Origin of the sequence: Catonella sp. (assembly GCF_052173895.1) — a bacterium.
Classification (GTDB): domain Bacteria; phylum Bacillota; class Clostridia; order Lachnospirales; family Lachnospiraceae; genus Catonella.
Genome location: NZ_JBQMXS010000019.1, coordinates 16,637 through 33,792 on the forward strand (window position 1 = coordinate 16,637; position 17,156 = coordinate 33,792).

Below are 17,156 nucleotides of genomic sequence, written 5' to 3' on the forward strand. Positions count from 1 at the left end.
GAGGAAAGAAGATGAGATTAGGATATTCACAGAAACTTGCGATAGTTAAAAAAACAGATTTTGGATTGTTTTTAACAGACATAGACAAGAAAGAAGATAAAAAAAGAGACACAAAAGATGAGGTATTACTACCTAAAAATCAGGTGACGGAAGATATGGAGTTAGGCTCTGAAATTGAAGTGTTTATTTATAAAGATTCTGAAGATAGGTTGATTGCAACCAGAATAGTACCATTTATTAAAGTTGGAGAAATAAAGAAACTAAGGGTGAAAGAAGTTAATACAATAGGAGCATTCCTTGACTGGGGACTTCCGAAAGATTTGTTTTTACCATTTAAAGAACAAATTTATGACATAAACTCCGGTGATGAAATTCTCGTAACAGTTTATGTGGATTTGAGTGACAGGCTATGTGCGACAATGGACTTATATTCAAGGCTTTCTCTTCGTACTCCTTATCGGAAAGATGATATGGTAAAAGGAACTGTATATCAGATACACGAGCAGTTTGGAGCTTTTGTGGCAGTGGATGATAAATATTCGGCTCTTGTGCCGAAGAAGGAACTCCACAGGGAAGTAAAAACAGGAGAATGTATAGAAGCTAGAGTACTTGAGGTAAAGGAAGATGGTAAAATGGATCTTTCGCTAAGACAGAAAGCCTATATACAGATGGATGCCGATTCAGAGTTGGTACTTGAAAGATTAAAGGCGGCAGGAGGGAGTTTGCCTTATCAGGATAAGAGTGATGCTGAAGAGATTAAAAAAGAGTTTAACATGAGTAAGGCTGCTTTTAAAAGAGCGATAGGAAGACTTTATAAAGAGCGAATTATTTTAATTGAAAAAGATGGTATAAGATTAGCAGAATAGTTATTGACAAGGTCACATGATTGTGGCATAAATTATGGTATAGAGTAATAATTCATACAGGCTCTATGCAGAAAGGATTATTTTAAATCCATTATTTTAAAATTTAGAAGGAGAGAAGTAAAATGGAAGAAATTGTTATTGACTGTGGAGAGATGGCCACGAGAGCTATGGCTCACTCATATCTTGAAGGAGTTTTTAACTGGGATGAGGACAGCATTACAGATACAGATACCTTATTAGAGTACCTGCTTTCTATAGATGAGTCCACTGAAATTACTTTTGAAGATGTTGATTTGCTTGAGATTAATCTCGGAGAATATGGTCAGGAAATTCTTGAGACATTTGAACAGGCTGAGCAGTCAAATGAGAATATTAAACTTGTATGATGAAGTTAATTAGAAAATTTTATCCTGATGCCAGACAGAATTCAATCTATGAAGTTGATTTTAACGGATTGTATAAAAAAGGTATGAGGGGATTGATATTTGATATTGATAATACCCTTGTACCACATGGTGCAGATGCAGATGAAAGAATTGAGAAATTGTTTAGTGAACTTAAGAGAATGGGTTTTAAGACATTTTTATTATCAAATAATAAATTAGAGAGAGTGAAGAGATTTAATAAAAATATTCGTTCTCTCTATATTTATAAGGCAGGAAAACCCAAAACTGCAAATTATCTGAAGGCTATAAGGATGATGGGAACAAAGAAGGAAACTACTGTATTTATAGGAGATCAGCTTTTTACAGATATTTTAGGTGCGAAGAGAGCAGGGATAAGCAACATTTTACTTAATCCGATAGACAAAAAAGAAGAGATACAGATAGTGCTTAAAAGATACCTTGAAAAGATTGTATTAAATGCATATGAAAAGGAAAGAAAGGCAGGAAACTGATATGAATATTACAGGGCGTACCGGATTGCTTGCCTTATTTGGTTCACCGGTTGCACATTCAGGGTCGCCGGCAATGTACAATTATAGCTTTAATAAGCTTGGACTTGACTATGTGTATGTAGCGATAGATATAGGAAGGGAAAGACTTAAAGAAGCTGTATCGGCAGCAAGGCTCTATAATATGCGAGGCTTTAACCTCACAATGCCCTGTAAAAGCGATGTGATTTCTTATATAGATGAACTGTCTTTGCCCGCAAGGGTTATAGGGGCAGTAAATACTGTGGTAAATGAAAACGGAAAATTGATTGGCTACAACACTGATGGAATTGGTTTTATTAAAAATCTTGCAGCACATAATATAGGCATAGATGATAAGAAGATTGTAGTGGCAGGAGCAGGAGGTGCAGCAACGGCAATCGTAGTACAGTTAGCCTTAGATGGTGTAGCGGAGATAAATATTTTTAATAAAAAAAGTGTGAATTTTGACAAGATGGTTGATACCATTGCGAGAATTAAAACTGAAGTTAAAAATGTAGTAATAAATATACATGACCTTGAAGATGAAACTTTATTTACAGATAAGATTAAGTCGGCAGATATTTTGGTAAATGCAACAGCAGTCGGAATGAAACCGCTTGATAATGAGTCTGTTGTTAAAGATATATCTGCTTTTCATAAAGAACTGGTAGTGGCTGATGTAGTGTATAATCCTATTGAAACAAGGCTTTTAAAAGAGGCAAAAAAGCAGGGATGTACCTGCATAGATGGAAAAGGAATGCTGTTATGGCAGGGGGTATATGCTTTTGAGCTTTATACAGGGAAAGATATGCCGGTTGAAGAAGTAAGAAAAAAATTCTTTTAACAGAAAGGAGAACCGACTATGGATGTAACTGTAAGAAACTTAACTATTGGTGAGGGAAAGCCCAAAATATGTGTGCTTGTTATGGGAAAAAACAAGGCAGAGGTGGTAGAAGAAGCGAAAAAAGCGGTAGACAGTAAAGCGGATCTCATCGAATGGAGAGCAGATATGCTCAGGGAAGGAGAATTTGATGAGGACTACCATAATGAGATTTTATCTGAGGTAAGAAAGGTAATAGGAGATCTTCCTATAATTTATACATTTAGAACTCTGCCTGAAGGTGGAAAGGAAATTGACAACGAGAAATATCAGGATTTGATTCTTTCAGTGGCAAATGCAGGAATTACAGATATGATTGATGTTGAAATATTTTCATTTAAGTTTAAGGCAAGGGACATAATTGACGAAATACATAGTTTTACAAATGTTAAGGTAATCGGTTCTTATCATGATTTCTCAGGTACTCCTGATACTGCTGAACTGGTGTACAGACTTTCTGTTATTGATAATTGCAATGCGGATATTCTTAAGATTGCAACCATGCCGCACAAGAAAAAGGATGTAATGAGAATTATGACGGCTACTGTACTTTCTTATACACGCCCCAATCCGAAACCTATTATTAGCATAGCAATGGGCAATATGGGAAGAATTACAAGATTGCTTGGAGAATTTACAGGCTCTTCAATCACTTTTGCGAGCATAGGAAAGTCGAGTGCTCCCGGACAGATGGAAATTACAGAAGTCAGAGAAATACTAGACAGGCTGGATGCAGTATTATGATGAATAATATTGTGCTGATAGGCTTTATGGGGTCAGGAAAAACTACTATCGGCAAGGCTTTGGAGAAAAAAATCGGAATTTCCTTTGTAGATACTGATGAACTTATTGAGAATTATGAAAAATGTAGGATAAGTGAAATATTTAATAATAAGGGAGAAAAGTATTTTAGAAGGATAGAAACTGAAATATTAAAGAAACTCACTAGGGCAGATGGAATTAATATAATCTCAACCGGTGGAGGAATAATTACAAATTCAGAAAATATATTGTTGCTAAGACAACTTGGAATGGTTGTTTATCTTAGAATAAAAGCTGAAACAGTGGTAAAAAGGCTTGATGGAGATGTAACAAGACCTTTGCTTATGGGAGAGGATAAGTTTGCTAAGATAGAAATGTTGATGAATGACAGAAGAGAAGCCTATGAAAAAACAGCAGATGTGATTATTGATGTAGATGATATTTCGGTAGAGGAAGTTGTAAGCAGGATTGTTGAAAAAGTGCTTGACAATAACATTTTATAGATATATAATAAATAGATGTGACGGAATAATTATGCCGTTATTCAGATAGGCCCGGACATCCTGTCGGAGTAATACATTTTTATCTGCCATAAGAACAGACAAAGTAGCACATACTCCTTAATGTGCTTTTTACAATATTTTTGGGAGGAATAACCATGAAGACTTTTATGGCTAACCCTAACAGCGTTGAGAAGAAATGGTATGTAATTGATGCTGAGGGACAGACACTTGGACGCCTTGCAACAGAGGTGGCAAATATTTTAAGAGGTAAGAAGAAACCTGAATATACACCTTTTGTAGATACCGGTGATTATGTGATTGTTATTAATGCAAAGGGCATTAAGGTAAGTGGTAAGAAACTTGATCAGAAGATTTACTATCGTCATAGTGATTATGTTGGTGGACTTAAGCAGAAGACACTTAGGGAAACTCTTAATACAAAGCCGGAAGATGCTATTACTCATGCAGTAAAGGGTATGCTTCCAAACGGAACTCTTGGTAGAAATATGCTCAAAAAACTTCATGTATATGCTGATGCTGAGTATGCACAGACAGCTCAGAAGCCTGAAGTTTATGAGATTAAGAGCAGATACTAATTAGAGTGAAGGGAGGATATTACATTGGCTACTGTTAAATTTTATGGAACCGGAAGAAGAAAAAGTAGTGTTGCAAGAGTATATCTTGTAGCAGGATCAGGTAAGATTGTAGTAAATAAGAGGGATATAGATGAGTATTTCAGTCTTGAAACATTAAAGACAATAGTTCGTCAGCCACTTGCTCTTACACAGACAGGTGAGAAGTTTGATATTCTTGTTACAGTGCATGGTGGTGGTACAACAGGTCAGGCTGGTGCTATTCGTCATGGTATTTCAAGAGCTCTTCTTGAGGCAGATGCAGACTATCGTCCATCTCTCAAGAAAGCAGGTTTCCTTACTCGTGATTCCAGAATGAAAGAAAGAAAGAAATACGGACTTAAGAAAGCTCGTAAAGCACCACAGTTTAGTAAGAGGTAACTATTCAATAATTCAGCTCATAAGACTAATCACAAAATTAGTTTTATGAGCTTTTTATATGTAATTATTTAGCTTTGTTATAAATATATTTAGAAATTTCCCGTAAGACTTTAAAAATAAACTTCTTTGTGTTAGACTTTTTCTATAAAAATTAGTTCCATCTAATGCAAGGAGGACAAAATGGAAGTTAAAGAAAAATTGGCAAAATTAAGAGAAGGAATGTCGGCTGAAGGAATTGACCTTTATCTCATACCTACTGCTGATTTTCATGAATCCGAATATGCCGGAGAGCATTTTGGTGTAAGAAAATATATGTCAGGTTTTACAGGCTCAGCCGGTACTCTTTTGGTAGGAAAAGAAAAATCTGCTCTTTGGGCAGATGGTAGATATTTTATTCAGGCCGAAAGAGAGCTTGACGGAAGCACTATAGAACTGATGCGTATGGGTGAGGAAGGTGTGCCTACGATAGAGAAATATATTGAGGACAATATAGCTGAAAATGGAGTGCTTGGCTTTGATGGAAGAGTTATAAACTCCACTTTGGGTAACAAGCTTAAAAAGGCTATAGCTAAGAAAAATGTGGCTATTAAGTATGATAAAGACTTAGTAGATGAATTCTGGAAAGACAGACCTGCGCTTTCTGTTAAGCCTGCATTTTTCCTTGAAGAAAAATATTCAGGAAGACCGGCATCAGATAAGCTTGCCTTCGTAAGAAAAACAATGAAAGATGAGGGAGCAGATGCCTTCGTACTTACTTCCCTTGACGATATAGCTTGGCTTTATAATATGCGTGGAGATGATATCCCTTGCAACCCTGTAGTGCTTTCTTATACAGTTGTATTTCTGGATAAGGCTGTGCTTTTCCTAAATGAAGCAGTATTAAATGATAAGCTTAAATCTGAATTTGCAGCAAATAATGTAGAAATAAAGCCATACAACGATATTTATGAGTATGTAAAAGGGCTTAAAGAATGCAAGAAGGTAATGCTTGACAGCAATAAAGTAAACTATGCAATCTACAGTAATATACCTGAAAGTGTGGAGAAACTTGAGAAAATCAATCCAACAACACTTGAAAAAGCTAAAAAGAATTCTACAGAAGTAGAAAATATCAAAAAGGCACATGTAAAAGACGGAGTCGCTGTGGCGAAATTCATATATTGGCTTAAGAAGAATGTCGGAAAGATGAAGATTACTGAGCTATCTGCAAGTGATTACCTTGAAGAGAGAAGAAGAGAGCAGGAAGGTTTTATTGAGCTTTCTTTTGATACTATAGCTGCCTACAATGCAAATGCTGCAATGATGCACTACTCAGCTACCCCTGAGCATGATGCCGAGCTTAAACCTGAAGGCTTATTCCTTGTAGATTCAGGTGGACAGTATTATGAGGGAACTACAGATATTACCAGAACCATAGTACTGGGACCAATTAAGGACGAGTGGAAACGTGATTATACCCTCACTCTTAAAGGACATATGAATCTTTTAAATGCAAAATTCTTATATGGCTGTACAGGTATCAACCTTGACATCCTTTGTCGTGCTCCACTTTGGAATATCGGTATAGACTACAAGTGTGGTACAGGTCATGGGGTCGGCTATCTCTTAAATGTACACGAGGCTCCAAATGGTTTCAGATGGAAGATAGTTCCTGAAAGAAATGATAGTGCAGTACTTGAAGAAGGTATGATAACTACAGATGAGCCTGGGGTTTACGCAGAGAACAGCCATGGAATAAGAATTGAAAATGAGCTGCTTTGCAAGAAGGATATTAAGAATGAATACGGTCAGTTTATGTGCTTTGAGTCTGTAACCTATGCTCCTATTGATAAAGAGGCTATTGATGTAACTTATCTTGAAAAGAAAGATATAGAGCAGATAGATGCTTATCACAGACTGGTATTTGAGAAACTTTCACCTCATTTTGAGGGTGATGAATTGGCTTGGCTTAAGGAGGCTTGTGAGCCGATTTGATATTACATAACTTCCTTTCTTATAAAAAGTAACCTAATAGGGGGTGTTTATATGAATATTGCAACTATAATGTTACCTATAATGTCCTTAGTAGGCATTGCTGTCATTGTATTTGCTGTAAGATTCATTGTTAAAAATATAAAAAAATGATTAAGCAATGTTATAGAAACTAATTAGTAAGAGGAAGTAAAGGTTAATCACCGATACTTCCTCCTATAATTTACATAAATTTACTTCTCTGTATCTTATAGCTTAACTTAGTAAGCAGGTTCAAAGGTAAAAATTTAGTTCCAAAGGCTGAAATGGCTATCAGATTATCAGAGAAAACTAAAGGCTTTCTCTTAAACATAGCTCTTAAAGCCCTTTTTGCACAGGTTCTTGGAGTAGCGGTTGCCCATTCTTTAGAAGCTCCTGCTATAGTAAAAAACTCAGTTTTCATCGGCCCTGGACAAAGAGTGGTAACAGAAATAGGTTTCCCACTTCTTTTAAGCTCTTCATTTACAGCAGTAGAAAGACTTAGTACATAGGATTTTGAGGCGTAGTAAGTGGAAAGGAGAGGCCCCGGTAGAAAGGCGGCAGCACTTGCAACGTTTAAGATATAGCCTCTTTTCTGCGTTTTGATAAATTCTTGACTAAGCAGGGTAAGGGCTGTAATGTTGGTGTTAATAAGATTTATATTCTCCTTACCTGCGATATTATTAAATGATCTAAGTATACCAAAACCGGCATTATTGATAAGAATATTAATATTTTTTGTAAAACAATTTGCAGCAAGTCTTAATACATCATTTACATCTGATAAATCAGCAGGAAATACCTCTACATTTATTTTGTATTTCTTTTCTAAAATTTTTTTAAGCGATTCCAGTCTATCTTTTCTTCTTGCACTTATAATCAAATCATAACCATTTATAGCAAGAAGTCTTGCAAATTCGACTCCAAGCCCACTGCTGGCACCTGTAATTAAAGCTAACATAATAATTCTCCTAAAATCTATTATAATTATAAATTTTATTATTTTTAGTTGAAAAAATCAAGATATTAGCCCTTAAATTTGCAATAAACCTTGACAAATATCTGTCTAATGGTATCATTTTATAGAACGTATATTTATAGGAAGACAGGAGGTGTAAGATGTTAGTTATACCTATTTATAATACAATAATTTTACCGGAAGTACAATACAATCTTGAACCGGATTCGTTAACTGATAGAGAGAAGAGTTTGCTTAAGGCCGAGGATACTATAATACTTTTGCCTCTAAAAGAGAGTAAGGTAAGAGAGGAAATTAAGTCTGAAGATTTTTATCCTATTGGATTGACAGGAGTTATAAAAGGAATACGTAACAATGATGAAGATTTTATAATTGCAGTACGGACTGATGTTAAGGTAAAGGTTCATAATCTTGTAGCAAATAAGGAGATGTTGGTTGCTGATTATGAAATACTTTATGATGAAACAGATATAGATGAAAGAGAACAGAGAGCAGTATTTAATATGGTAATGGAAAACCTTGCACAGATTTCCTCTTATTTTCAATGGGGAAGTTTTGCTATGCGTTTTTCAGAAAAGTTAGATAATGTGAATGAGATTATAAGTATAGTAGGACCTTATACAGATTTAACTGTAGAAGAAAAATATGCGATGCTTGAAACAGATTCACTTTTGGAAAGACATCATCTTATTTCTGAAGCAATGCTTAAATATAAAGATTTGGTAGAACTTCAGGTGGATATAAGTAAAAAAATTCAGGATAAACAGGGTGATAATTATAGAGAAAATATGATTAGGAGGCAGATAGAACTTCTCAGTGATGAACTAAATGAGTACAATCCGGAAGAAGTATCTGATGTCAAAAGACTTGAAAGTAAAATTAAAGAAGCAGGTTTTCCGCATGAAGTAAATACAGAAATTGAGAGGGTATTTAACAAGTTTAAGCAGATGGGAAGTGATGACCATGAGTATGGCTCAACTTTAGAATATCTTGAATTTGTTACAGCATTAAGCTGGCAATCTGATAAAGGAACGGATATAGACATAAAGAGGGCTAAAGAAATATTAAATAAGAGCCATTATGGATTAAAAAAACCAAAGGAAAGAATAATAGAGCAGATTGCAGTTATGGCATTAAAAAAACAGAATTCGGGTTCTATTATCCTTTTCACAGGAGCTCCGGGTACAGGTAAGACGAGTATGGGAAAGGCGATAGCCGATGCTCTAGGTAGAAAGTATGTAAGGATAAGCCTTGGTGGGGTGAAGGATGAGGCTGAGATAAGAGGACATAGAAGAACTTATATCGGTGCTATGCCGGGGCGTATTATGGAGAGTATCAAGCGTTCGGGAGTAAACAATCCGGTTATTGTACTTGATGAGATAGATAAACTGGGTTATGGAAGTTTTAATGGTGATCCTGAAAGTGCTTTGCTTGAGGTGCTTGATCCTGAGCAGAATGTAACATTTACAGACCATTATATGAATGTACCGTATGATCTTTCTAAGGTATTATTTATATGTACGGCAAACAGTATAGATGAAATGAGTGAGCCTTTACTTGACAGGATGGAAGTTATAGAATTGTCCGGATATACATCTGAAGAAAAATTTTATATAGCTAAGGAACATTTAATGGCAAAATCCCTTGAAGAAACAGGACTTTTAAAGAAAAATATAGGGATTTCAGATTCCGTACTCAAAAATATAATTGCAAATTATACAATGGAAGCCGGTGTAAGAGGACTTAAGAAACAGATTGATAAACTTATGCGACAGGTAGCAGTGAGGATTCTTGAGGAGGAAATGGGTAAAGTAGTTATTAAAAAGGAAGACTTACCTAAACTACTTGGAAATAAAAAGGCTTTGCACGATAAAGCACTTAAGCATAATATTCCGGGAGTTGTAACAGGACTTGCTTGGACTCAGGCGGGAGGAGAGATACTTTTTATCGAAACTACTGCATTTTCAGGTACAGGGCAGATAGTTATTACGGGGCAGCTTGGAGATGTAATGAAGGAATCTGCATCTATAGCTGTAAATCTTGTAAAATCATTACTTTTTGATAGAGATATTGATTTTAGGGATAAGGATATACACATACATGTCCCTTCAGGCTCGGTGCCAAAAGATGGACCATCAGCAGGAATAACGATGTTTACTGCAATAACTTCACTTGTGCTTGGTATAAATGTGTCTTCGGAGCTTGCAATGACGGGAGAAATATCTCTTAGAGGACAGATACTTCCAATAGGAGGTCTTCCTGAAAAACTGATGGCGGCCGAAAGGGCAGGAATAAAGAGAGTATTGATTCCACTTTCAAATAAAGAGGATCTTATAGATGTTCCGGAAAGTACAAAAAATTCCCTTGAAATAGTGTTTGTGGATACAGTTACTGATGTGGCGAAAGAGGCTTTGGAGCTCTCCTTACATCCTCACAATAAGGGCTTTTTTAACAAAAAAAGCAAAAAGAATGAAAAGAATAAAAAGAAGATGAAAAAGGATAAAAATTCAGATTTTATATAAAATTGACACTTGTTGTCTTTTAAAATATATTGAAAAAACTTAAAAAATGTGCGATTATAAAAGAAAAAGATAAGTAAACCGCTCATGAAAAGAAGGTAATAGATGAAATTTATAAGATTAAATAAGGGGACAGTCAGATGTATTCTTACAGCGGAAGACATGGAAGAGTACGGAATTGGCATTGATGACTTTATCGAACAGAGTGATCAAGTTTCTGACTTTATCCATGAACTTCTTGAGAGAGCAGGTGCGGAGGTAGGAACAATATCTAAGAGTGGTATGGTAACTCTTGGGATAATGCAGATGCCTGGTGGTAAGGTATCTATTACGATTACTGATGCCGGTATGGAAGAGACTGTTGATGTAGGTATGGCAGAAAGGCTTGAGACATTATTTAGAAAAATGTCTCAGGTAGATAAGTTGCGCCAAACTATCAGTGAAATGGATAGTGGACGTGAAGATTCTGAGCAGGAAGTGAAAACTCCGGAAAAACTAATAACGGAATCAATTGTAGGAATTGATGGAGAAAAAACAACTCATGTATTGCATTTTGACACGCTTGATGATATAAGTGAGTATGCAAAGTCAATTTCTTATGGCAGACCAATAAAGAGTGACTTGTATAAGGTGGATGATGGATATATTTTAGTAGTTCATAAAGCATCTATGGCAACACTGTCTTATGCAAAAGTTTGTTTTATGGCTATTGATTTTGGGGCTAATATTAAGAATAGACCTGCATTAGAGGCGTTACTATTGGAGCATGGAAACCTGCTAATAGCAAGAAAAGCACTTCAGGTTATGAAAAACATTTAAAATGCAAGAGGCAGAAACCCTGTTCAAGTATACTTGTAAGAGGGTTTGTGCCGTTTTGTCATAAATAATAATACAATATAGGAGAGACATTATGTTAGATATCAAATTTTTAAGAGAGAATCCTGATGTTGTAAAGCAAAACATCAGAAATAAGTTTCAGGATGCTAAACTTCCTTTAGTAAATGAGGTAATAGAGCTGGATGAAAGAGCGAGGGAGTTAAAGACTAAGGGAGATAGTCTTCGTGCTGAAAAAAATAAGTTAAATAAGCAGATTGGTGCATGTATGGCAAAGGGCATGAAGGAAGATGCTGAGGAACTAAAGAGAAGAGTTACAGCTGATGCTGAAGAACTTGAGGCTATGGAAAAAGAGCAGGCTGAGCTTGATGAAAAAATTAAAAAGATTATGATGACAATACCTAACATAATTGATGCTAGTGTGCCGATAGGTAAGGATGATTCACAGAATGTAGAAGTTCAAAAGTTTGGTGAGCCTAAGGTGCCTGCTTTTGAAATCCCTTACCATACCCAGATTATGGAGAGTTTTGACGGTATAGATCTTGAAAGTGCAGGAAGGGTTGCAGGCAATGGTTTTTACTACCTTATGGGGGATATTGCAAGACTTCATTCAGCAGTGATCTCGTATGCAAGAGACTTTATGATAGATAGAGGCTTTACCTACTGCGTACCTCCTTTTATGATTAGAAGTGATGTAGTAACAGGTGTAATGAGTTTTGCAGAAATGGATGCTATGATGTATAAGATTGAGGGAGAGGATCTTTATCTTATAGGAACGAGTGAACATTCTATGATAGGAAGATTTATTGATCAGATGCTTGATGAAGAAAGTCTTCCTCAGAAGTTTACCAGTTATTCACCTTGTTTTAGAAAAGAAAAAGGTGCACATGGTATAGAAGAAAGAGGAGTTTACCGTATACATCAGTTTGAAAAGCAGGAAATGATAGTTGTATGTAAGCCTGAAGAGGCAATGAAATGGTATGATAAGATGTGGCAGAACACTGTCGATCTTTTTAGAAGTCTTGATATTCCTGTAAGAACCTTGGAGTGCTGTTCGGGTGATCTTGCAGATCTTAAGGTTAAGTCGGTAGATGTGGAGGCTTGGAGCCCAAGGCAGCAGAAGTATTTTGAGGTTGGAAGTTGTTCTAATCTTGGAGATGCTCAGGCAAGGAGACTGCGTATACGAGTACGCAATAAGAATGGAAATTATTTTGCTACAACACTCAATAATACAGTTGCGGCACCTCCTCGTATGCTCATAGCCTTCCTTGAGAATAACTTAAATGAAGATGGAAGTGTAAATATTCCTGAGGTTTTAAGACCATATATGGGTGGTAAGGAAAAGCTTGTGCCTAAGAAATAATTATTAAGTAAGGACTGTAAGTATTTCTTAAGAATAAAGTTTCTCCGATTTAATTGACATTGATGGGTGTTAGGGTTAAGCTTATCGTGTCAGTTAATTCGGAGATTTTTTGTTTAAAATAAAGTTTCTATAACAATATTTCCGATAAATATGGTATTTCTATTTGTGATTTGGAGGAATATGTACGGATATGTAAATGTCAATAAGATGGAATTGAAGATGAAGGAATTTTATGAGTTTAAGGGTTTTTATTGTGGACTCTGTGAAACTTTGGGGGAAAGGTATGGTGTGAGCGGAAGATTTTCACTCTCTTATGATATGACCTTTCTTATAGTACTTCTAACATCTCTCTACGAACCTGATATTGTGACTAGAAAAAAACGGTGTATGGTACATCCTCTTAGTAAAAGTCTCGTAATTACAAATAAATTCAGTGAATATGCTGCTGATATGAATATAATCTTAGCATATGAGCATTTTGCAGATGATTATAAAGATGAAAAGAAACTTAAGGCAGCAGCAGGGCTGGTAGCATTTAAGAATGCATATGAAAAGGCAGCAGATAAATATGAAAGACAGGTTGAAGTTATAAAAAAAGAACTGGGAGAGCTTAACAGACTTGAGGCAGCAGCTTGTGAAGATGTAGAAGAGGTAGCAGGTACTTTTGGTAGACTGATGGCTGAAATTTTTGTATATGAAAAGGATAACTGGGAAGAAGACTTAAGGAAGATAGGTTTTTTTATAGGAAAATTCATTTATATAATGGATGCTTATGAAGATGTTGAAGAGGATGTTAAAAAAGGTAATTATAATCCTTTTAAAAATATTTATAAATTAGAAGGATTTAAATCAAATGTAAGGATTATGCTTGAAATCACACTCGGTGAGTGTACAGCATCTTTTGAGAGATTGCCTCTCATAAAAGATGTCGACATTTTAAGAAATATATTGTATGATGGAGTTTGGTCAAAGTTTGATACAGGAGGAGATAAGAATGAATCCATATGAGGTACTTGGCATATCAAGGAATGCAGATGTTGAAGAAATAAAGAGAGCATACAGAGAACTTAGTAGAAAGTATCATCCTGATTCTTATGCAGGTAATCCGCTTTCCTCACTTGCGGAAGAGAAGTTTAAGCAGGTTCAGGAGGCTTATGATGCTATAATGAAGGAAAAAAGTGGTAGTTATGGCTATGCTAATAACTATAATAATGCAGGATATTACGGTGGAGATAGTGCTGAAATGACAGAGGTATATAATCTTCTTAACAGAAGGGCTTACAGTCAGGCACTCAGAGTTCTTGACGGTATGAGAGATAGGAATGCGAGATGGTATTATTTCAGTGCAATCGCTCAGGTAGGACTTGGAAATACTATGCGTGGAATGGAATTTGCAAGAACTGCCGTCGCAATGGAGCCAAGTAATATGGAATATCAGAACCTTGTAAATCAGTTGAATTTTCAGAGTAATAGATATACAAGTGTAAGAAATAATTACAGAGGTGGCAGGAGTACTTTGGATGATGCCACAAATATGCTCTGTAATCTTTGGTGTGCAGATACACTTTGTGAATGTATGGGAGGAGATTTATGCTCATGCATGTAAATGTAAAAAAATTAGTTTATGCAGGACTTTGCCTTGCAATATCAATGGTTTTAATTTTACTTGAAGGCGTATTCGGGATGAGTACGCTTTTTTTAATAAGCCTGTCAGGATTTTTCGCAGGAGTTGTAATTAGAGAAGCAGGACTGAAAATGGGTGTGGCTTATATTGTATCTTCTTTAGCACTTGCTTTTTTTATAGCTCCGGATAAAATTAAGATAATAACCTATGCAGTAGTGGAAATATATATACTGGCAAGAGAGGGGATTTGGGAGTTTCTTGCAAAAAAGACTATCAAAGATATTAAGAAAGTTCAGTTGATATATCTACTTTCAAGATTGGCAGTGTTTAATATGCTTACTATACCTATGTTGTTAATATTTCCGCAGTTGTTTTTAACAAAACCTGATATTAAATGGATATTAGTGGGGGTGGCAGTTTTACAGCCTGCATGGTTCATAGGTGATAAGGCTTATGATGCATTTCAGATAGGAATATGGAACAGGATTAAAGGTTTGATATGATATTAACGAAATATACAGGAACATCTTATAATGTGGCAGACCTAAAAGAGGCTGTTTATGAGGGAGAGGGAGAACTTACAGAGATTGCGGACTATGCCTTTAAGGAGCATAGAGAGCTTACGGAGGTAAATCTTCCTGAAAATATAGAAGAAGTAGGAAATAATGCTTTTTATAATTGCAGAAATTTACTGAAATTTACATTTTTTGATAAGGCAGAGAGTTTTGGAGATGGTGCATTTCGTAATTGTACTAAGTTAGACTACATAGGACTTAACAGTTCGGGTGGAAGTTTAAGGGGACTAAAGGAAATAATCTTAGCTATGTCAAAGGGTGTGACGGTTTCTGTTTACGGAAATGAACTTTTTTTTCCACATTTCCAGCCGGAATTTCAGGATGATGTCGGTGCTAAGATAGTTGCAGAGATTATGCATGGTGCAGGAATGAATTATAGAGAATGTATAGGTAGGGAAGGTATTGATTATATGAAGTATGATACCCAGTTTACAATTCAAAAATATTCTATGGAGCTTGATGAGGCAGTGGCAGTTTGCAAGACTAGACTTATGTATCCGATAGAGTTAAGGGATGAGAAAAGGGAAGAATATTTAGAATTTTTAATAAATAATAAAAAGGCATTGTTTGATGAGGCTGTGGTATATAAGGACAGCAGTAAGGTATTAGCCTATATACATACAGGAATTTTTGCCACAAAAGAGGATGTGGATGAGGCGATGGACTTTTTCTGTGAAAAGGATTTTGCAGAGGGAGTAAATATTATGATTGATTATAGAAACAAGACATTTAAGAAAACAAGCATAATGGATATGGAAATATAAAATGGGAAGAAGTAATAAAGAGTGGGAAAATCTTGGACTTAAAATATTTAATGTAGCTAAGAATGAATTATATCTTTCTATGCGTTATCTCTATCCTGCATTGGATGGGCTTGAGGCAGTTCCTGATATGAGGGTGGATTTTCTTGCAACTGATGGAGCTAAACTGTATTTTATACCCATGCTTTCTGCTGAGAAATATATGGAGAACCCGATACTTATAAATAGGGCTTATCTGCATAGTGTGTTACACTGCCTTTTTGGGCATATGTTTAGAAGAGAGAGTAGAGATGAGGATGTGTGGAATTTGGCTACGGATATTATGGTTGAGGGCATAATAGACGAGATGGGAGTGGCAAGTGTGGAAATGGTTATTCCTCCTCTGAAGGAAGAGGCAACAGCAAGGATTATGAGGGAGTGTAAGATATTTTCTGCTGAGTACATCTATGATTTTTTGAAGAAAAACAAAGAGGATATGCTGTCTTTTGAAAAATTTTACAAGGTGGATGACCATTCCCTTTGGTCGGATAATGCAGATGATGAAAGTAAGACGGACAGGAATAAAAAAGAGGAAGATGCCCGAGAAGAAGAACTTTGGAAAGATGTCAGCACCAAGATTCAGACAGAAATAGAAACTTATTCGAGAAGTATAGGCATAGAAAATACAAAGCTCTATCAAAGTTTGGTTATAAAAAATAGGGAAAAGGTATCTTATACAGATTTTTTAAGGAAGTTTAAAGAGCCGGTTGAAGAGATAAGACTTGACTTTGAAACTTTCGACTATGGCTTTTATAATTATGGGCTGAGATTGTATGGAAATATGCCTCTTATAGAAGAACCTGAATACAGAGTAACAGAAGCTGTAAAGAATTTTGTAGTTGTGATAGATACTTCAGGTTCTGTAAGCAGGGAAATTGTAACAGGTTTTCTTGAGGAAACGGTAAATATTCTTACTGAGGAAAGTATGGATAATGATTTTGGAATAGCAAGACAATGTGTAATTATCCAGTGTGACAACCAAATTCAAGATGTAAGAGTGTTAAAAGATAGAGAGGAGCTTGCTACATACATTAAGGATTTTGAAATTATTGGCCGAGGCGGTACGGATTTTAGGGAGGCTTTTAGTTATATAGCTGAGGAAGTAAAGTCAGGTAGAATGAGCAAACCCTCGGGATTGATTTATTTTACGGATGGGTATGGAACATATCCCGAAATAAAGCCTGAATATGATGTAGTTTTTGTATTTCCCGAAACAGCATATTCAGATGGAAAGTTACCGTATTTAAGTCAGGAGTTTCCGGTATGGGCTATGCATCTGGTAGTGAATGTTTAAGAAATACTGAAAGATTTCCGGAGGATTTTTGCTTTCAGTTGTCAAAAGAGGAGTATGCTATTTTGAGGTGCCAAAATGTCACCTCAAAAAATGAAGTGGGCTCAGGTGGTCGAAGATATATGCCGTATGTCTTTACCGAACAGGGGATTGCGATGCTCTCATCCGTACTTAAAAGTGAAATAGCAAATAAAGTTTTGTAGTAAGATAAATACTTTACAGGATATTTCTGGGATAAGAAA

Annotated in this window: 18 protein-coding genes and 1 pseudogene; 18 read left to right on the plus strand and 1 reads right to left on the minus strand. The window is 35.8% G+C overall.

Annotated features, from left to right (window positions below; genetic code table 11):
- Positions 1 to 11 precede the first annotated feature (11 nt).
- The 9 genes from ACTTG8_RS05765 (at position 12) to ACTTG8_RS05805 (ending at position 6,914) form a co-directional block, all read left to right on the plus strand.
- Positions 12 to 866 (plus strand): CvfB family protein, encoded by an 855-nt coding sequence (locus ACTTG8_RS05765; protein ID WP_442561169.1) that lies wholly within the window; start codon positions 12 to 14, stop codon positions 864 to 866.
- Between the two features lie 122 nt (positions 867 to 988).
- Positions 989 to 1,252 carry a barstar family protein gene (locus tag ACTTG8_RS05770; RefSeq protein ID WP_442561170.1) on the plus strand — a complete coding sequence of 88 codons (264 nt, stop codon included), beginning with the start codon at positions 989 to 991 and terminating at the stop codon, positions 1,250 to 1,252.
- Positions 1,249 to 1,764, plus strand: a complete 516-nt coding sequence (locus ACTTG8_RS05775; protein ID WP_442561171.1) for a YqeG family HAD IIIA-type phosphatase — start codon at positions 1,249 to 1,251, stop codon at positions 1,762 to 1,764. Before ACTTG8_RS05770 ends, ACTTG8_RS05775 begins: the two co-directional genes overlap by 4 nt.
- On the plus strand, positions 1,736 to 2,626 hold the full coding sequence (locus ACTTG8_RS05780) for a shikimate dehydrogenase (RefSeq protein ID WP_442561172.1): 891 nt from the start codon (positions 1,736 to 1,738) through the stop codon (positions 2,624 to 2,626). Before ACTTG8_RS05775 ends, ACTTG8_RS05780 begins: the two co-directional genes overlap by 29 nt.
- A gap of 18 nt (positions 2,627 to 2,644) precedes the next feature.
- Positions 2,645 to 3,406, plus strand: coding sequence for a type I 3-dehydroquinate dehydratase (aroD, locus tag ACTTG8_RS05785; RefSeq protein ID WP_442561173.1), 762 nt, complete (start codon positions 2,645 to 2,647; stop codon positions 3,404 to 3,406).
- Entirely contained in the window at positions 3,403 to 3,927 is a 525-nt protein-coding gene (locus ACTTG8_RS05790; RefSeq protein ID WP_442561174.1) for a shikimate kinase, read from the plus strand. The genes aroD and ACTTG8_RS05790 overlap by 4 nt, the downstream gene beginning before the upstream one ends.
- Positions 3,928 to 4,082: 155 nt before the next feature.
- Positions 4,083 to 4,523, plus strand: a complete 441-nt coding sequence (gene rplM, locus ACTTG8_RS05795) for a 50S ribosomal protein L13 (protein WP_442561175.1) — start codon at positions 4,083 to 4,085, stop codon at positions 4,521 to 4,523.
- Positions 4,524 to 4,547: 24 nt separating this feature from the next.
- On the plus strand, positions 4,548 to 4,940 hold the full coding sequence (gene rpsI / locus ACTTG8_RS05800; protein ID WP_442561176.1) for a 30S ribosomal protein S9: 393 nt from the start codon (positions 4,548 to 4,550) through the stop codon (positions 4,938 to 4,940).
- Between the two features lie 180 nt (positions 4,941 to 5,120).
- Positions 5,121 to 6,914 carry an aminopeptidase P family protein gene (locus tag ACTTG8_RS05805; RefSeq protein WP_442561177.1) on the plus strand — a complete coding sequence of 598 codons (1,794 nt, stop codon included), beginning with the start codon at positions 5,121 to 5,123 and terminating at the stop codon, positions 6,912 to 6,914.
- Between the two features lie 220 nt (positions 6,915 to 7,134).
- On the opposite strand, the gene ACTTG8_RS05810 is transcribed toward ACTTG8_RS05805, so the two are convergent.
- Complete coding sequence (locus ACTTG8_RS05810; protein ID WP_442561178.1) at positions 7,135 to 7,890, minus strand: SDR family NAD(P)-dependent oxidoreductase; 756 nt, start codon at positions 7,888 to 7,890, stop codon at positions 7,135 to 7,137.
- A gap of 158 nt (positions 7,891 to 8,048) precedes the next feature.
- On the opposite strand from ACTTG8_RS05810, the gene lon reads away from it, so the two are divergent.
- The 9 genes and pseudogenes from lon to ACTTG8_RS05855 form a co-directional block, all read left to right on the plus strand.
- Entirely contained in the window at positions 8,049 to 10,430 is a 2,382-nt protein-coding gene (gene lon / locus ACTTG8_RS05815) for an endopeptidase La (protein ID WP_442561179.1), read from the plus strand.
- A gap of 102 nt (positions 10,431 to 10,532) precedes the next feature.
- Positions 10,533 to 11,246: an adaptor protein MecA gene (locus ACTTG8_RS05820; RefSeq protein ID WP_442561180.1), complete on the plus strand. Its 714-nt coding sequence runs from the start codon at positions 10,533 to 10,535 to the stop codon at positions 11,244 to 11,246.
- A gap of 91 nt (positions 11,247 to 11,337) precedes the next feature.
- Complete coding sequence (gene serS, locus ACTTG8_RS05825) at positions 11,338 to 12,624, plus strand: serine--tRNA ligase (RefSeq protein ID WP_442561181.1); 1,287 nt, start codon at positions 11,338 to 11,340, stop codon at positions 12,622 to 12,624.
- A gap of 180 nt (positions 12,625 to 12,804) precedes the next feature.
- Entirely contained in the window at positions 12,805 to 13,632 is an 828-nt protein-coding gene (locus ACTTG8_RS05830) for a DUF5685 family protein (protein WP_442561182.1), read from the plus strand.
- Complete coding sequence (locus ACTTG8_RS05835; RefSeq protein ID WP_442561187.1) at positions 13,613 to 14,230, plus strand: J domain-containing protein; 618 nt, start codon at positions 13,613 to 13,615, stop codon at positions 14,228 to 14,230. Before ACTTG8_RS05830 ends, ACTTG8_RS05835 begins: the two co-directional genes overlap by 20 nt.
- The gene (locus ACTTG8_RS05840) at positions 14,215 to 14,751 is read left to right on the plus strand and encodes a hypothetical protein (protein ID WP_442561183.1); all 537 of its coding nucleotides are present in this window, start codon (positions 14,215 to 14,217) and stop codon (positions 14,749 to 14,751) included. The genes ACTTG8_RS05835 and ACTTG8_RS05840 overlap by 16 nt, the downstream gene beginning before the upstream one ends.
- The gene (locus tag ACTTG8_RS05845) at positions 14,748 to 15,587 is read left to right on the plus strand and encodes a leucine-rich repeat domain-containing protein (RefSeq protein WP_442561184.1); all 840 of its coding nucleotides are present in this window, start codon (positions 14,748 to 14,750) and stop codon (positions 15,585 to 15,587) included. Before ACTTG8_RS05840 ends, ACTTG8_RS05845 begins: the two co-directional genes overlap by 4 nt.
- A gap of 1 nt (position 15,588) precedes the next feature.
- Positions 15,589 to 16,917: a vWA domain-containing protein gene (locus ACTTG8_RS05850; protein WP_442561185.1), complete on the plus strand. Its 1,329-nt coding sequence runs from the start codon at positions 15,589 to 15,591 to the stop codon at positions 16,915 to 16,917.
- Positions 16,887 to 17,111 (plus strand): annotated as a pseudogene (locus ACTTG8_RS05855) (ORF6N domain-containing protein); the annotation flags it as partial. The gene ACTTG8_RS05850 and the pseudogene ACTTG8_RS05855, both read left to right, overlap by 31 nt.
- Positions 17,112 to 17,156: the final 45 nt, after the last annotated feature.

What these genes read in the sequence shown, in the direction of transcription:
- ACTTG8_RS05765 (WP_442561169.1), top strand. Translation starts at nt 12, where the DNA reads ATGAGATTAGGATATTCACAGAAACTTGCGATAGTTAAAAAAACAGAT.
- ACTTG8_RS05770 (WP_442561170.1), top strand. Translation starts at nt 989, where the DNA reads ATGGAAGAAATTGTTATTGACTGTGGAGAGATGGCCACGAGAGCTATG.
- ACTTG8_RS05775 (WP_442561171.1), top strand. Translation starts at nt 1,249, where the DNA reads ATGATGAAGTTAATTAGAAAATTTTATCCTGATGCCAGACAGAATTCA.
- ACTTG8_RS05780 (WP_442561172.1), top strand. Translation starts at nt 1,736, where the DNA reads ATGAAAAGGAAAGAAAGGCAGGAAACTGATATGAATATTACAGGGCGT.
- aroD (WP_442561173.1), top strand. Translation starts at nt 2,645, where the DNA reads ATGGATGTAACTGTAAGAAACTTAACTATTGGTGAGGGAAAGCCCAAA.
- ACTTG8_RS05790 (WP_442561174.1), top strand. Translation starts at nt 3,403, where the DNA reads ATGATGAATAATATTGTGCTGATAGGCTTTATGGGGTCAGGAAAAACT.
- rplM (WP_442561175.1), top strand. Translation starts at nt 4,083, where the DNA reads ATGAAGACTTTTATGGCTAACCCTAACAGCGTTGAGAAGAAATGGTAT.
- ACTTG8_RS05805 (WP_442561177.1), top strand. Translation starts at nt 5,121, where the DNA reads ATGGAAGTTAAAGAAAAATTGGCAAAATTAAGAGAAGGAATGTCGGCT.
- ACTTG8_RS05810 (WP_442561178.1), bottom strand. Translation starts at nt 7,890, where the DNA reads ATGTTAGCTTTAATTACAGGTGCCAGCAGTGGGCTTGGAGTCGAATTT.
- lon (WP_442561179.1), top strand. Translation starts at nt 8,049, where the DNA reads ATGTTAGTTATACCTATTTATAATACAATAATTTTACCGGAAGTACAA.
- ACTTG8_RS05820 (WP_442561180.1), top strand. Translation starts at nt 10,533, where the DNA reads ATGAAATTTATAAGATTAAATAAGGGGACAGTCAGATGTATTCTTACA.
- serS (WP_442561181.1), top strand. Translation starts at nt 11,338, where the DNA reads ATGTTAGATATCAAATTTTTAAGAGAGAATCCTGATGTTGTAAAGCAA.
- ACTTG8_RS05830 (WP_442561182.1), top strand. Translation starts at nt 12,805, where the DNA reads ATGTACGGATATGTAAATGTCAATAAGATGGAATTGAAGATGAAGGAA.
- ACTTG8_RS05840 (WP_442561183.1), top strand. Translation starts at nt 14,215, where the DNA reads ATGCTCATGCATGTAAATGTAAAAAAATTAGTTTATGCAGGACTTTGC.
- ACTTG8_RS05845 (WP_442561184.1), top strand. Translation starts at nt 14,748, where the DNA reads ATGATATTAACGAAATATACAGGAACATCTTATAATGTGGCAGACCTA.
- ACTTG8_RS05850 (WP_442561185.1), top strand. Translation starts at nt 15,589, where the DNA reads ATGGGAAGAAGTAATAAAGAGTGGGAAAATCTTGGACTTAAAATATTT.